The 14,952-nt window shown below is 62.3% G+C and carries 7 protein-coding genes; 3 read left to right on the top strand and 4 right to left on the bottom strand.

Features of this window, described 5'->3' with window-relative positions; all coding sequences use genetic code 11:
- Positions 1-6,103: retention module-containing protein (locus tag AAZU54_RS24355; RefSeq protein ID WP_434727769.1), on the bottom strand; the 6,103-nt coding region annotated here is incomplete at its 3' end.
- A 727-nt stretch (positions 6,104-6,830) separates the two neighbouring features.
- On the opposite strand from AAZU54_RS24355, the gene AAZU54_RS24360 reads away from it, so the two are divergent.
- The 3 genes from AAZU54_RS24360 to AAZU54_RS24370 all read left to right on the top strand — a co-directional run bounded on the left by AAZU54_RS24360 (position 6,831) and on the right by AAZU54_RS24370 (position 11,439).
- Complete coding sequence (locus AAZU54_RS24360; RefSeq protein WP_434727770.1) at positions 6,831-8,987, top strand: type I secretion system permease/ATPase; 2,157 nt, start codon at positions 6,831-6,833, stop codon at positions 8,985-8,987.
- Between the two features lie 7 nt (positions 8,988-8,994).
- Complete coding sequence (locus AAZU54_RS24365; protein ID WP_186555920.1) at positions 8,995-10,353, top strand: HlyD family type I secretion periplasmic adaptor subunit; 1,359 nt, start codon at positions 8,995-8,997, stop codon at positions 10,351-10,353.
- A 72-nt stretch (positions 10,354-10,425) separates the two neighbouring features.
- Positions 10,426-11,439: a DUF4434 domain-containing protein gene (locus AAZU54_RS24370; protein WP_434727771.1), complete on the top strand. Its 1,014-nt coding sequence runs from the start codon at positions 10,426-10,428 to the stop codon at positions 11,437-11,439.
- A gap of 225 nt (positions 11,440-11,664) precedes the next feature.
- Here the strand turns inward: AAZU54_RS24370 and AAZU54_RS24375 are convergent, their stop codons facing one another.
- From AAZU54_RS24375 to AAZU54_RS24385, 3 genes are read right to left on the bottom strand one after another with little or no spacing between them, the layout of a single operon-like run.
- Complete coding sequence (locus AAZU54_RS24375; protein WP_405129931.1) at positions 11,665-12,798, bottom strand: acyl-CoA dehydrogenase family protein; 1,134 nt, start codon at positions 12,796-12,798, stop codon at positions 11,665-11,667.
- On the bottom strand, positions 12,799-13,461 hold the full coding sequence (locus tag AAZU54_RS24380; protein ID WP_434727772.1) for an alginate O-acetyltransferase AlgF: 663 nt from the start codon (positions 13,459-13,461) through the stop codon (positions 12,799-12,801). It lies immediately after the preceding gene.
- A complete protein-coding gene (locus AAZU54_RS24385) occupies positions 13,458-14,927 on the bottom strand; it encodes an AMP-binding protein (RefSeq protein WP_434727773.1) in 1,470 nt (489 codons plus the stop codon). Before AAZU54_RS24385 ends, AAZU54_RS24380 begins: the two co-directional genes overlap by 4 nt.
- Positions 14,928-14,952: the final 25 nt, after the last annotated feature.

The following is a 14,952-nucleotide window of genomic DNA, read 5'->3' on the forward strand; positions in this document are numbered from 1 at the left end:
CAGGCGTGCTGACGGTACTGGAACTCTGGCCAACCGGGATGGTGATGGTCTGGCCATTGGCCAAGGTCACGATCACAGGGCTACCGGTGACCGGCGCATTGACCGAAGCGGTGTAGACGATGCTGCCACCTTCCGTCACCGAAGGTGTGGCGGTCAGGGTGACCGTGGTGGAGTCCTGGACATCGGTGACAGTGGTAGAAACCGGCGCTGGGTTGCCGACCAGATTCTCGTAATTACCGCCACTGACGTTGGTGATGTTCGTGGTTACTGGTGCATGGCCTTGATAGACATCATTGCTCACGGGCGTGCTGACAGTGCTGGAACTCTGGCCGACCGGGATAGTGATGGTTTGGCCGTTGGCCAAGGTCACCACCACCGGCGTGCCGGTGACGGGCGCATTGACGCTTGCGGTGTAGATGATGCTGCCACCTTCCGCCACCGAAGGCGTGGCAGTCAGGGTGACCGTGGTGGTGTCCTGCACATCGGTGACGCTGGTAGTAACCGGTGCGGGATTGCCAACCAAGTTCTCATAGTTGCCGCCGCTCACTCCCGTGATGTTCGTGGCGACCGGAGCGTGGCCCTGATAGACGTCGTTGCTCACCGGTGTGGTGACGGTACTGGAGCTCTGGCCAACCGGGATAGTGATGGTCTGGCCATTGGCTAAGGTCACCACGACCGGGCTGCCAGTGACTGGCGCATTGACCGAAGCGGTGTAAACGATGCTGCCGCCTTCAGCGACCGAAGGTGTGGCGGTCAGGGTGACCGTGGTGGTGTCCTGGACATCGGTGACAGTGGTAGAAATCGGCGCTGGGTTGCCAACCAGATTCTCGTAGTTGCCACCGCTGACATTGCTGATGCTGTTGGTGACCGGGGCGTGGCCCTGGTAGACGTCGTTACTCACAGGCGTGCTGACGGTACTGGAACTCTGGCCAACCGGGATGGTGATGGTCTGGCCATTGGCCAAGGTCACGATCACAGGGCTACCGGTGACCGGCGCATTGACCGAAGCGGTGTAGACGATGCTGCCGCCTTCCGCCACCGAAGGCGTAGCAGTCAGGGTGACCGTGGTGGTGTCCTGGACATCGGTGACAGTGGTAGAAACCGGTGCGGGATTGCCAACCAAGTTCTCATAGTTGCCGCCACTCACTCCCGTGATGTTCGTGGTTACTGGTGCATGGCCTTGATAGACATCATTGCTCACCGGAGTGCTGACAGTGCTGGAACTCTGGCCGACCGGGATAGTGATGGTTTGGCCGTTGGCCAAGGTCACGATCACAGGGCTACCGGTGACCGGCGCATTGACCGAAGCGGTGTAAACGATGCTGCCGCCTTCCGCCACTGAAGGCGTGGCAGTCAGGGTGACCGTGGTGGTGTCCTGCACATCGGTGACAGTGGTAGAAACCGGTGCCGGATTGCCAACCAAGTTCTCATAGCTGCCGCCACTCACTCCCGTGATGTTCGTGGTGACCGCAGGATGCCCCTGGTAGACGTCGTTGCTCACGGGCGTAGTGACAGTGCTGGAGCTTTGGCCAACCGGGATGGTGATGCTCTGGCCGTTGGCCAAGGTCACCACGACCGGGCTGCCAGTGACCGGCGCATTGACCGAAGCGGTGTAGACGATGCTGCCGCCTTCCGCCACCGAAGGCGTGGCGGTCAGGGTGACCGTGGTGGAGTCCTGGACATCGGTGACAGTGGTAGAAACCGGCGCTGGGTTGCCGACCAAATTCTCGTAATTGCCGCCACTGACGTTGGTGATGTTCGTGGTTACTGGTGCATGGCCTTGATAGACATCATTGCTCACCGGAGTGGTGACAGTGCTGGAGCTTTGGCCAACCGGGATGGTGATGCTCTGGCCGTTGGCCAAGGTCACCACCACCGGGGTGCCAGTGACCGGCGCATTGACCGAAGCGGTGTAAACGATGCTGCCACCTTCCGTCACCGAAGGTGTGGCGGTCAGGGTGACCGTGGTGGTGTCCTGCACATCGGTGACGCTGGTGGTAACCGGTGCGGGATTGCCAACCAAGTTCTCATAGCTGCCGCCACTCACTCCCGTAATGTTTGTGGTGACCGCAGGATGGCCCTGATAGACATCGTTGCTCACCGGTGTGCTGACAGTGCTGGAGCTTTGGCCGACCGGGATAGTGATGGTTTGGCCATTGGCCAAGGACACCACCACCGGCGTGCCGGTGACCGGCGCATTGACCGAAGCGGTGTAGACGATGCTGCCACCTTCCGCCACCGAGGGTGTGGCAGTCAGGGTGACCGTGGTGGTGTCCTGGACATCAGTAACGCTGGTGGTAACCGGTGCCGGGTTGCCGACCAGATTCTCGTAGTTGCCGCCACTCACTCCCGTGATGTTCGTGGTGACCGCGGGATGTCCTTGATAGACGTCGTTTGTCACTGGCGTAGTGGCAGTGCTGGAGCTCTGGCCGACCGGGATGGTGATGCTCTGGCCGTTGGCCAAGGTCACCACCACCGGCGAGCCGGTGACGGGCGCATTGACGCTTGCGGTGTAGATGATGCTGCCACCTTCAGCGACCGAGGGTGTGGCGGTCAGGGTGACCGTGGTGGTGTCCTGAACATCGGTGACGCTGGTGGTAACCGGTGCCGGGTTGCCAACCAAGTTCTCATAGTTGCCGCCACTCACTCCCGTGATGTTCGTGGTGACCGCAGCGTGGCCTTGATAGACATCATTGCTCACGGGCGTGCTGACAGTGCTGGAACTCTGGCCAACCGGGATGGTGATGGTTTGGCCGTTGGCTAAGGTCACCACCACCGGCGTGCCGGTGACCGGCGCATTAACGCTTGCGGTGTAGATGATGCTGCCACCTTCAGCGACCGAGGGCGTTGCAGTGAGGGTGACTGTGGTGGTGTCCTGAACATCGGTGACGCTGGTGGTAACCGGTGCCGGGTTGCCGACCAGATTCTCGTAGTTGCCGCCACTCACTCCCGTGATGTTCGTGGTGACCGGGGCGTGGCCCTGGTAGACGTCGTTGCTCACAGGCGTGCTGACGGTACTGGAGCTCTGGCCAACCGGGATGGTAATGGTCTGGCCGTTAGCCAAGGTCACCACGACCGGGCTGCCAGTGACCGGCGCATTGACCGAAGCGGTGTAAACGATGCTGCCACCTTCCGTCACCGAAGGTGTGGCGGTCAGGGTCACCGTAGTGGTGTCTTGGCTGTCACTAACGGTTGTCGTAACCGGCGCTGGGTTACCAACCAGTTGCTCGTAGCTTCCTCCGCCGACAGCAATGATGTGGTTGGAAACCGAGTCATGACCCTGATACACATCGTTGCCAACAGCAGCACTTACTGAAGCTGAACTGGCCCCGACCGGAATGCTGATGGTCTGGCCGTTGGCCAGTGTCACCAGAACGGGGCTGCCGGTAACCGGCGCGCTCACGGACGCGGTGTAGACGATGGTCCCGCCTTCTGTGACCGATGGGGTAGCGGTCAAGGTCACGCTGGTAGTGTCCTGGACGTCACTTACCGTGGTGCTGACAGGTGAGGTATTGGCCACCAGGTTCTCGAAACTGCCGCCACTGACCGCGCCAATGCTGGTGCTTACCGGTGCATGGCCCAGGTACCCATCGTTACTCACAGGCGTGGATACACTGCCGACGCTTTGCCCGACGGCAATAGTGATGGTCTGGCCATTGGTCAGGGTCACCACCACAGGTGCACCGGTCACCGGTGCGCCGACGGAGGCGGTGTAGACGATGCTGCCACCCTCGGCAACGGTCGGTGTGGCGGTCAGGGTGACGGTGGTGGTGTCAGGGCTGTCGGTGATCGTAGTGGTCACTGGTGCCGGGTTGCCGACCAGCTGTTCGTAACTGCCCCCTGTGACTTGGGTGATGTGATTGCTGACCGATTCATGTCCCAGGTATACGTCATTACCGGCCGGCGCATTGACCGAAGCCGCGCTGGCGCCGACCGGGATAGTGATGGTTTGACCGTTGGCCAGAGTGACTACCACAGGGCTGCCGGTAACCGGCGCGGTGACCGAGGCGGTGTAGACGATAGTGCCGCCTTCAGCCACCGACGAGGTGGCGACAAGCGTCACGCTAGTGGTGTCTTGGGTGTCGGTCACAGTGGTGCTGACCGGTGTCTGGTCTGGCAGCAGATTCTCGTAGTTACCACCACTGACCTGAGTGATGTTGTTGCTGACCGACCCATGCCCCTGATAGACATCGTTGCTGACCGGCGAGCTGACCGTCCCCGCACTTTGACCTACCGCGATGGTGATGATCTGGCCGTTGGCCAAGGTCACTACCAGCGGGCTACCGGTGACCGGTGCGCCGACCGATGCCGTGTACAGGATCGAGCCACCTTCAGCGATGCTGGGGGTGGCGGTCAGGGTTAACTGGGTGATGTCGTGGGTATCGCTGACACGGGTTGAAACCTCGCCCTGGTTAATCACCAAATACTCGAAGTTGCCCCCGGTTGCTTGGGTAATGTGTGCGTTGACCTGGCCACCATCGCGATACGGATCATCCGCAGGCGCGGCCACGCTAATGCTGGCGCTGCTCTGGTTGGCGCCGATGGTGATGGTTTGGCCATTGCTCAGGGTGACGGTAACTGGAGTGCCGGCAGGGTTGCTAAGGGTCGCGGTATAGATGATCTGCCCGCCCTCGGCCACGCTCGGGGTGGCGCTCAGGGTCACGCTGGTGCTGTCTTGCACATCGGCCACGCTGGTGCTGACCGGCGCCTTGTTCGCCACCAGGTTCTCGTAATTGCCGCCACTGACCTGGGTGATGCTGTTGCTGACAGCAGCGGGCCCCTGATAGGCATCATTGCTCACCGGCGCAGTGACCGAGGCAGAGCTCTGGCCGACGCCGATGGTGATGGTCTGGCCGTTGGCCAGGGTCACCAGCACTGGGCTGCCGGTGACCGGTGCATTGATCGAGGCGGTGTAGACGATGCTGCCGCTTTCGGCCACCGACGGCGTGGCAGTCAGGGTTACGGTCGAGGTATCGAGCGAATCGCTGACCACGGTTGTCGCCGGCGTCTTGTCGGCGACCAGGCTCTCGAAATTGCCACCTACGGCCTTGTCGATACTCAGGGCAACGCTGCTGCCGCTCTTGTAGACGTCATTGGCCGCCGTTTGCACATTGAAGCTGGCGCTGCTCTGTCCGGCGGCAATGGCAAGTGTCTGGCCATTGGACAGGGTAACGGTAACAGACGTCTGCGCCGGGTTACTCAGGGTCACCGTATAGGTGATCACGCCGCCCTCGGTCACGCTCGGTGTTGCAGTGAGGGTAGCGGTGGTGAGGTCGATGGTGTCGACGATCTGGGTAGTCGCTGGGGTAGCGTCGATGTTGACGCTCAGGCCGCCACCGCTGGTGCCGGTGATGTTCGTCGAGACGTGCCCGCTATCGAGGTAAACATCGTCGCTGGGCGTCACGCCGACATTGATCGAGCCGCTGGTCTGACCGGCAGCGATGACGATCACTGCCCCGTTGGACAAGCTCACACTGAGGTCAGTGGTGGGTGCTTGGCCGACAGTCGCGGTGTAGGTGATCACCCCACCCGCCTCGGTAAGGGTCGGTGTCGCACTCAGTGCCACGGCAGTTGCGGCGCCAGCGGCGGGCGGTGTTGCGACGCTGTCGCGGGTGGTATCGAGCCCGGCGGTTTGCTCGAAGCGCAGCGCTTCGGAGAAATTCAGCGGCCCGGTGGGGTAGCCCACCGACGGGTCGACCACCCCGGCAGTCTCCTCGAGTATGACAAAGGTATGCCCGCCGCCAACCGAGCCGTCGCCGCCTGCTGGGGTCGGGCCTGCTGCTGTCGCTTCAAGATCGGTGGTCGGGTCGGCGCCGGCCTGGATCGCCTGTTGCAGCTCTTCGACCGAGGGCGCCGCCTGGGCGCTGGCCTGGCTCAGGTCGGTGCTGCTGGCGGGCGTCTCGGCACTCCACTGGGTTTCCCGGCCCAGGTCGAGCAAGCGGCCGTCGGCCAACTGCAACGTCACTGCGCCACCGGGGCCGGTGAGAACCTGGTCTCCGGCAAACAGTCGATCGCCTTCGATGAGAACTCGCCGGATGCCTTCTGGGGATACTGCGACGACTTGGCCAACAATGCTTTTAACGATGGCTACGACAGTGCTCATGAGACTCTCCGGGTTACCCGATCGGTAGCTTCCATGCCCAGCCAGCGAGAGAATGCGGCGAGCAGACGGAATAATTCAAAGTTGTTTTACGTTGAACGCACTCACTTACTGGTTATAACTTTCCGACTATGATGCCGATGTTTGGATGATGGCTGTGAACACTCGATACTTACGAGGGGCTGCAAGTCATGTCACATCGAGAGTTGTACAATTGCCAACTCTTACTTTTGTATTAGTCATCGCCGTGCTTGAGGCTTCAGGCCAATGCCTACTCTAGGTTTAGCTATGAACCTGCGATCAAATGTTCCAAAAATCTTCAAAGCAGCGACTCCTGGAAGGCTTGTTGAATCATCTTGAAAGGCTCAATATCGGGCTCTACAGAAGATTGTCGTGGGTTGGGGTGCAAAATTCACAGCCGGGCCTTGCATCGAATCAAGCACGCGTTAGGCTTGGTAAAAGGGTCCGATTAATAGTGTGGCGAAGAGCTACCAAGCTGCCAGGTTGCCAGTGCCTGAGAAATGAAACTCTCAGCGCAGAGCAACGTCAGGGTTAGAAACAGTTATGGGTTACTTGGCCACCAGCCTCGGCCCAACAAGTGCTATGCAATACCAGGTTTGATTGCAAATAGCCGTTAGCGGGTTAATGGCTTGGACCTGGGTGAGCCTCCCCAGGCAATGCCTGAAGTGCGCACCTACCCCATCTACCGCCAGGATGAAGAGAGCGCCGCGTGGAATCCGAAGTCAGTCGAGTCCAACTCAGTCACGATCCACGTAGTCAGCACGATGACCCGTTGCTGGATAGCCTGCTGACCCTGTGTGTCCTGCACCAGAAGCCCGCCAGCCGGGCCATGCTCACCACCGGCCTGCCGTTGCCGGCCCAGCGCCTGAGCCCTGAATTGTTGCCCCGTGCGGCGGCCCATGCCGGTTTGCAAGGTCGCTTGCTGCAACGCAAGCTGGAGCAGATCCCAAGCATCGCGATGCCGGCCATGTTGCTGCTCAAGGAAGGCCGCAGCGCCGTCTTGCTCGGCTGGGAGAACGCCGACACCGCGCGGCTGCTGCTCAGTGAAAGTGACGGCGGTGAGGTGCTGGTCAGCCGCGAGGCCCTGCTGGGCGACTACAGCGGCAAGGTGTTCTTTGCCCAGCCGCAGCACAAGTACGACGTCAATCACGGCAACCTGATCCCATGTGCGCGTTCCTGGTTTCGCGACACCCTGCTGCGCAGCAAATGGCTGTACATCGACGCCATTGCCGCCAGCCTGGTAATCAACCTGATCGCCTTGGCCGCGCCGCTGTTCGTCATGAACGTCTACGACCGGGTGGTGCCCAACCAAGCCACCTCGACTCTCTGGGTGCTGGCTGTGGGCATCACCGGGGCCTACATTTTCGATCTGATCCTCAAGGGTCTGCGCAGCCTGTGTCTGGACCTTGCCGGAAAGAAAACCGACCTGATCATCTCGGCCACGTTGTTCGAACGCATCGTCGGCATGGCCATGAAGTACCGCCCGGCACGGGTCGGTAGCTACGCGCAGAACATCCACGAGTTCCAAGGGTTGCGCGACTTCCTCGCCTCACTGACCCTGACCAGCCTGATCGACCTGCCCTTTACCCTCCTGATCCTGATCGTCATCGCCATTATCGGTGGCCACCTGGTGTGGATTCCGGTGATCGCCTTCCCGCTGGCGCTGGGCATCGGCTACGCCTTGCAGAAGCCGTTGATGTCGACCATGGAGCGGACCATGGCCCTGGCCTCCGAGCGCCAGTCAAGCCTGATCGAAACCCTGGCCGGGCTCGACGCGGTGAAGGTCAACAATGCCGAGAGCGAACGCCAGTACATGTGGGAGCAGACCCTCGGCACCCTCAGTCGACTCGAGCTGCGGGTCAAGGTGCTCTCGGGGCTGGCGATGAACATCACCCTGCTGATCCAGCAACTGGCGGGCGTGGCGATGATATGTGTGGGGGTCTACCTGATCATCGATGGCCACCTGAGCATGGGCGGCCTGGTTGCCTGTTACATGCTTAGCGGCCGCGCGCTCGGCCCGCTCGGCCAGCTCAACGGGCTGTTGGCCCGGTATCAACAGGCCAAGGTGACCATGGCCGCGACCGACCAGATGATGGAGCTGCCGCAAGAGCGCAACTTCGAGGAGCGCCCGCTCAGCCGCCAGGTCCTGCAGGGCGCCATCGAATTTCGTGGCGTCGACTTTACCTATCCGAACCAGCAGAACCAGGCGCTCAAAGGTATCAACTTGAGTGTCCGCCCGGGCGAGAAGGTCGGCATCATTGGCCGCAGCGGCTCAGGCAAGAGCTCGCTGGCCAAGCTGATCGTCGGTCTCTACGAAGCGGACAATGGCTCGTTGCTGGTCGATGGCGTGGACATTCGCCAGATCGATGTCAGCGAGCTGCGCCACAATATCGGCTACGTCCCCCAGGATATCCAGCTGCTGGCAGGCACCCTGCGTGACAACCTGGTCAGTGGCGCCCGCTACATCGAGGACGAAATGATCCTGCAGGCCGCCGAGCTGTCCGGCGTGCACGAATTCGCCCGGCTACACCCGGACGGATACGAGCTGCAGGTCGGCGAGCGAGGACAGAACCTTTCCGGCGGCCAGCGGCAGAACGTCGCCCTCGGACGTGCCTTGCTGCTAAACCCACAGATCCTGCTGCTCGATGAGCCGACCAGCGCCATGGACAACACCGGCGAAGAGCGCCTCAAGCAGCGCCTGCAGGCCGTAATCGAAGGCAAGACCGTGCTGCTGGTGACCCACCGCGCCTCGCTGCTGTCGCTGGTAGACCGGCTGATCGTCATCGATCGCGGCCAAGTGGTCGCCGACGGCCCGAAAGCGGCCGTCATGGAAGCGCTGAAGAAGGGGCAGATCAGTGTTGCATAAGCTTGATATGGGCCAGCTCAAGGACAACCTGCGCCGCTACTTCAAGGGGTCGGAGTCGCTCAGCGGGCAACCCCTGCCCGAGGTCAACAAGGCACTGATCGAAGATGCCCCGCGGGTGGTGCGCATGACCATCTGGGGAGTGATCGCGTTCTTCCTGTTCCTGATCGTCTGGGCCTGTTTCGCCCCGATCGATGAAGTCACCCGTGGCGAAGGCAAGGCGATTCCGTCGTCCAAGGTGCAGAAGATCCAGAACCTCGAAGGCGGCATCGTCGCCGAGATTTTCGCCAAGGAAGGGGAGGTCGTCGAAGTTGGCCAGCCACTGCTGCGCTTGGATGAAACTCGCTTTGCCTCGAACAAAGGCGAAACTGAAGCCGATCGGGTCGCCATGGCCCTGCGGGTGGAGCGTCTCAGTGCAGAAGTCGAAGACGTGCCATTGAAGATCGACGATAAGTTGCGCGAGAGCTCGCCTAACCAAGCCGCCAGCGAGGAGTCGCTGTACCAGAGCCGGCGCCAGCAATTGCATGACGAGATCGGCGGCCTGGAGCAGCAGTTGGTCCAGCGCCAGCAGGAGCTGCGCGAGTACAACTCCAAACGCGCCCAGTACGCCAGCGGCTTGCAGCTGCTGCGCCAGGAGATCGCCATGTCCGAGCCGTTGGTGGCCAAGGGCGCGATCTCCCAGGTCGAGATCCTCCGGCTGCGCCGTTCTGAGGTGGAGAACCGTGGCCAGATGGATGCCACCGCCCTGGCCATCCCGCGTGCCGAGGCGGCGGTCAAGGAGATCCAGAGCAAGATCGAAGAGACCCGCGGCAAGTTCCGCAGCGACGCCCTGACCCAGCTCAACGAGGCGCGCACCGAGCTGAGCAAAGCCACCGCCACCAGCAAAGCGCTGGATGATCGGGTCAACCGCACCCTGGTGACCTCACCGGTGCGCGGCGTGGTCAAGCAGCTGCTGGTCAACACCATCGGCGGGGTGATCCAGCCGGGTGACGACATCGTCGAGATCGTCCCGCTCAATGACAGCCTGGTCATCGAAGCGAAAATCCTGCCCAAGGACATCGCCTTCCTGCACCCCGGCCAGGAAGCCACGGTCAAGTTCACCGCCTACGACTACACCATTTACGGCGGGTTGAAGGCCAAGCTCGAACAAATTGGCGCCGACACCATCACCGATGAAGACAAGAAGACCACCTACTACCTGATCCGCCTGCGCACGGACCGTAGTCACCTGGGCACTGACGAAAAACCGTTGCTGATCATTCCTGGCATGGTGGCGACAGTGGACATCATGACCGGCAAGAAGACCATCATGAGCTATCTGCTCAAGCCGATCATCAAGGCACAGAGCGAGGCCTTGCGCGAAAGGTGATCGAGCAGCCTAGCGCCGGCGGGCCTGGCGATAGGCTGCATCAGGCCTTTGAGGTAACCTTGATCCATTCGTGTGCAATGCCATCGAAAGGATCTGCTCATTTCCACGCCATCGTTAAACCGTCGCCATGTTCTGTGCCTGCTGACTGCCGCGCCGGTGGTCTTCGGCCTGACCAGCCTGTCGGGCTGCAGCCGCTCAACTGGAGTCCAGGGCAGCTTTCTGCAACTGTGGAAAAGTCACGCCGAGCTCGACTGCAAGCAATGGCAACGGCGCATGGCGGCGATGGCCGACATGGGCTGCCGTACGCTCACCCTGCAGTGGGTCGGCCTGGTGGGCGGCGAGTCGCCGTGGATGATCCCTGAGCCGATGCTGCAAACCGTATTCGACCTGGCCCGCGAAGAAGGCATGCAGGTGCAGGTTGGTTTGCCATTCGACAATGCTTGGTGGCAAGCCCTGGGGGCGCCGCCACAAGAGCAGGCGGCGTTCTTTGCCAAATCCCTGGAAGACGCTCGACGCTATATGAGCAGCTCGCCGTGGCCAAATCATCCGGCGTTTGCCGGCTGGTACATCCCGTATGAGCTTGAGCAGTATCACTGGGATACCGCCGAACGCCAGCAGCGTCTGGCGCAATGGCTCGGCGCGCTGGCCGACAACGCTCGCCACAGCAGTGGCCGCGTGCCGTCGATTTCTACCTACTACAGCGTGCTGCAGACCGATGGCTCATTGCTGCAGCTGTGGCGCACCCTGCTTGATAGCACTGCGCTGCGCCCGGTGGTGCAGGATGGCGTCGGCGTGGCTGGCTGGGCCAACCTGCAAGCGATCGAGCCATTGCTGCTGGAGCTGCGTCGGCGCCAGGTGCCGTTCGATGTGGTGGTGGAGCTGTTCGAGCAACTGCCCTCAGAAAAAAACGATGGCAGCGACTTCAAGGCACGGTCGGCGGATTACACCCGCGTGCGCCGCCAGTTGGAGTGGGCCAAGACCACCGGTGCCGAGCAGGTGGTGGCGTTTGCCCTGGATCCTTGGGCGCTGGGTGATGATCCGCGAGCGCGGCGCCTGCACCAGGACTGGTTGCGCGGACACGGCTGATCTAGCGCCATCACAGCCTGTGATAGATCCAGAGAGGATGTGTTGTCAGTGCCGGCCCTTTCGCGGGCAAGCCCGCTCCCATAGGGTTCACTGCAAGGCAGTACATTGCGTTTCAACCCAGCTACCCAAGCCGCGGATTATCTGGCGAATTGCAATCGAGACCCAACCCACAACCCTGTGGGAGCGGGCTTGCCCGCGAAGAGGCCGGTACAGCCCACAACAGTTCTACAGTGAACGGCCAATGATCTCGCGCATCACTTCACTGGTCCCGCCAAAGATTCTCAGCGCCCGCGCATCGGCCCAAGCGCGGCCGATGCCATACTCGCTGCTATAGCCATAGCCACCATGCAACTGCAGCAGCTGATCAAGAATCTGCCCCTGCAGCTCTGTCGCATTGAGCTTGGCCATGGCCGCGACCACCGGGTCCAGGCTGCCGTCGATCAATTGCCGTGCACAGTCATCGAGGAACACCCGCAGCATGGTCAATCGCGCTCGCGCATCGGCAAGGATAAAGCGGTTGTGCTGATGGTCGCTGACTCGCTTGCCAAAGACTTTGCGCTCACGGGTATAAGCCAAGGTCTGCTCCAGCATCCCCTCGACATGCGCCGCAGCCCGCAGGGCAATCGCCAGGCGCTCGCGGGCCAGCTCCCGACCCAGGTACTCGAACCCAGCATTCTCCTCGCCCAGCAGGCAGTCGGCCGGTACCCGTAGCGCGTCGAAGAACAGCTCGCAGGTGTCCTGGGCATGCTGGCCAATCTTGGCCATGGGGTTGCCTTTGCTCAGCCCTGGTAAACCGGCCTCGACACAGAACAGCGACAGCCCGCGCGCACCCAGGTCTGGCTCGGTGCTGGCGACGACAATGATCAGGCCCGCATTGACGCCGTTGGTAATGAACGTTTTCTGGCCATTGAGCACATAGTGCTCGCCGTCGCGCTCGGCGCGGCAACGGATCGCTTTCAGGTCGCTGCCAGCACCCGGCTCGGTCATGGCGATGGCGCCGATCAGTTCACCAGCGGCCATCGCTGGCAGCCAGCGGTCTTTCTGCGCCTGGCTGCCGAGGCTGAGCAGGTATGGCGCGACCATGTCGGAGTGGATCGAAAAACCGATGCCCAGGCAGTTGGCGCGGGCCAATTCTTCGATCACCACCATGGCGTGGCCAAAGTCGCCACCGGCACCATAGGGCGTGGGCAGGGCCGAGCACAGCAAGCCTTGGGCACCGGCTTCGCGCCAGAGCTCAGGGGGCGTCACCCCGGCACGTTCCCAGCTGTCGTAATGCGGCAGGATGCGCTCGTCGATAAAGCGTCGGACCTGGTCACGGAACAGCTCATGGTCGTCGCGAAAAAGGCTACGCATGGCCACTTACCGGGCAAACGCAGCAGTGCTGCTGAGTTCACCGCGCAGCACCGGCTGCTGGGCGCTGCCGGTGAGAAACAGTGCGTAGTGATCACCCGGCTGCAACTGCGGCAAGGCCAGCGCCTTGGCCTGCACCGCGCCGCAACCGGCGCTCAGGCTGGCGCTTACCGGATTGATCGCGCGGGCCTGGGTGGCGTTAGGCTTGACCTCGGCGAACAGCGTTGGGCCGCCACCGTCGACCTGCAACTGGCCGGCTGGGCAGTCACTGGCCAGGTTGTAGAAGCGCAGCTCGGCCTTCAATGCATCGTCGCTGGCAGCGCTGTCGTCCAGTACCAGTAGCTTGCCGTTGTGCAGCACCAGGCTCTGGTAGCTGTCGGCGGCGACCGTAAGGGTGCCGACGGTCTTGCCGGCAATGCGTACCGCGAAGGGTTCGCCGCCCTTGATCACGTTGTAGCTGCTGGCCAGGCGTTCGTCGCCAAGGCGCTGCGGCGGGTTCTGGCCCAGCTGCACTTCGACGCTATCCGCTGTTGGTTGCAATACCCGAACGAAGGCCGAGCCTGCCGGTGGCCGCGGTGCATACAGCTGCGCCAGCTTGCCTTCGGCATGCACCAGGGCGGGCAGGCCACTCCCGAGCAGCAGGGCAGTGGCGAGCAGGGCGGACAGTTTCATTGGGTCTCCTTGGGGCGTTTCAGGCGGGTTTCCTGGTATAGCGCGGCGAGGCGCTTGCGGTCGACCTTGTCCGACTGCGTACCGGGGAAGCGGCCACAGGCGAGCAGTTCCGAGGGAATCATATAGGAAGGCAGGCGACTGGCCAGGTGTTGCTTCCAGTCGGCCAACGCCGTAGGCAGTGGGCCGAGAGTCGCAGCTGGCAGCTCGAGCGTTTCGACAAAACCAATCATCCGCACCAGGGTGCCGTCGGGGCGGCGCAGGGCCACCGTTGCCGCAGCGCTGACGCCCGGCAGACTGGCCAGGCCCGCATCCACTTCGCCCAGCTCGATGCGGTAGCCGTGCAGCTTGATCTGGTCGTCGCGCCGGCCATGGAAGAACACCCGGCCGTGCTCGTCGATCTCGGCCAGATCGCCACTGCGGTAGGCGCGTTTGCCGTTGTGTTCGAACAGCACCGCAGCGCACAGGTCTGGACGATTGAGGTAGCCACGCATGACGTGGTCACCGGCAATGCACAGCTCACCGTCCTCCAGGAACAGCTCGGCATACGGCTTGGCGCGGCCGATCGATAGCGGCTGGGTGCCCGCGTCGAGTGGCGGCAGAATCTCGATCCAGGTGGTCGAGCAGGTCGCCTCGGTTGGGCCGTAGGAATTGATGATGCGTGCCTTGGGGAAGCGCGCCCAGAGCTGGTTGGCCAGGGTTGGGGTCAGCGACTCGGCGCCAAACACGAACACTTGCAGGTGCGGCAGGTGGGCGGCGTCGAATTCATCATTGAGCAACTGCTGGCGGACGAACGAGGGTGTCGATGCCCACACCTGCACCTGGCTGTCGGCCAAGTAGCCAACGAAGTCCAGGGGCGCTGCGATCACCTCACGCGGGCACAGCACGCACTGGCCACCTAAGGCCAGCGCGCCGCACAGGTCGAACAGCGAAAAGTCGAAGCTGAACAGCATCTGGTTCATGAACGTCGGCCGCGCGCCGAGCCCCAGGCAGTCCCGGATCCAGCCAGCGAACAGCGCCACGCTGTCGCGGCCGATCTGCACCCCTTTCGGATCGCCGGTGCTGCCGGAGGTGAACATGATGTAGGCAAGGTCTGCTTCGGCCAGCGGTGTCGCCTGGGCTACACCGGCCTCGAAGCGGTCGGTTGCTGCATCGTAGTTGTGTCCTGCGCCGACCAGCTCGATGATCCGTTGCAGTCGCTGTGGTGGGTTGATGCTGTCCAGCGGCACGTAGGTGACGCCCAGGCGCAGGCAACCGAGCATGGCCACGACGAATTCGATCTGCTTGTGGCCGCTGATCACCAGCGCCGTGCCCGGCATGATACCCGCTGCGCTGGCGCGCAGCTGCCAGGCTTCGACGGCCAGCTGCAAGCCGGCCCAGTCCAACACCCGGCTGGCGTCACGCAGCGCCGGGGCGTCGGCGTTGTGTTCAAGGTCGGCGAATTGACAGCGGTCGAAATCGAAATGCATCTGGCGGCGCTCCTGGCTACACGCT

Source organism: Pseudomonas sp. Je.1.5.c, assembly GCF_051129895.1.
Taxonomy (GTDB): domain Bacteria; phylum Pseudomonadota; class Gammaproteobacteria; order Pseudomonadales; family Pseudomonadaceae; genus Aquipseudomonas; species Aquipseudomonas urmiensis.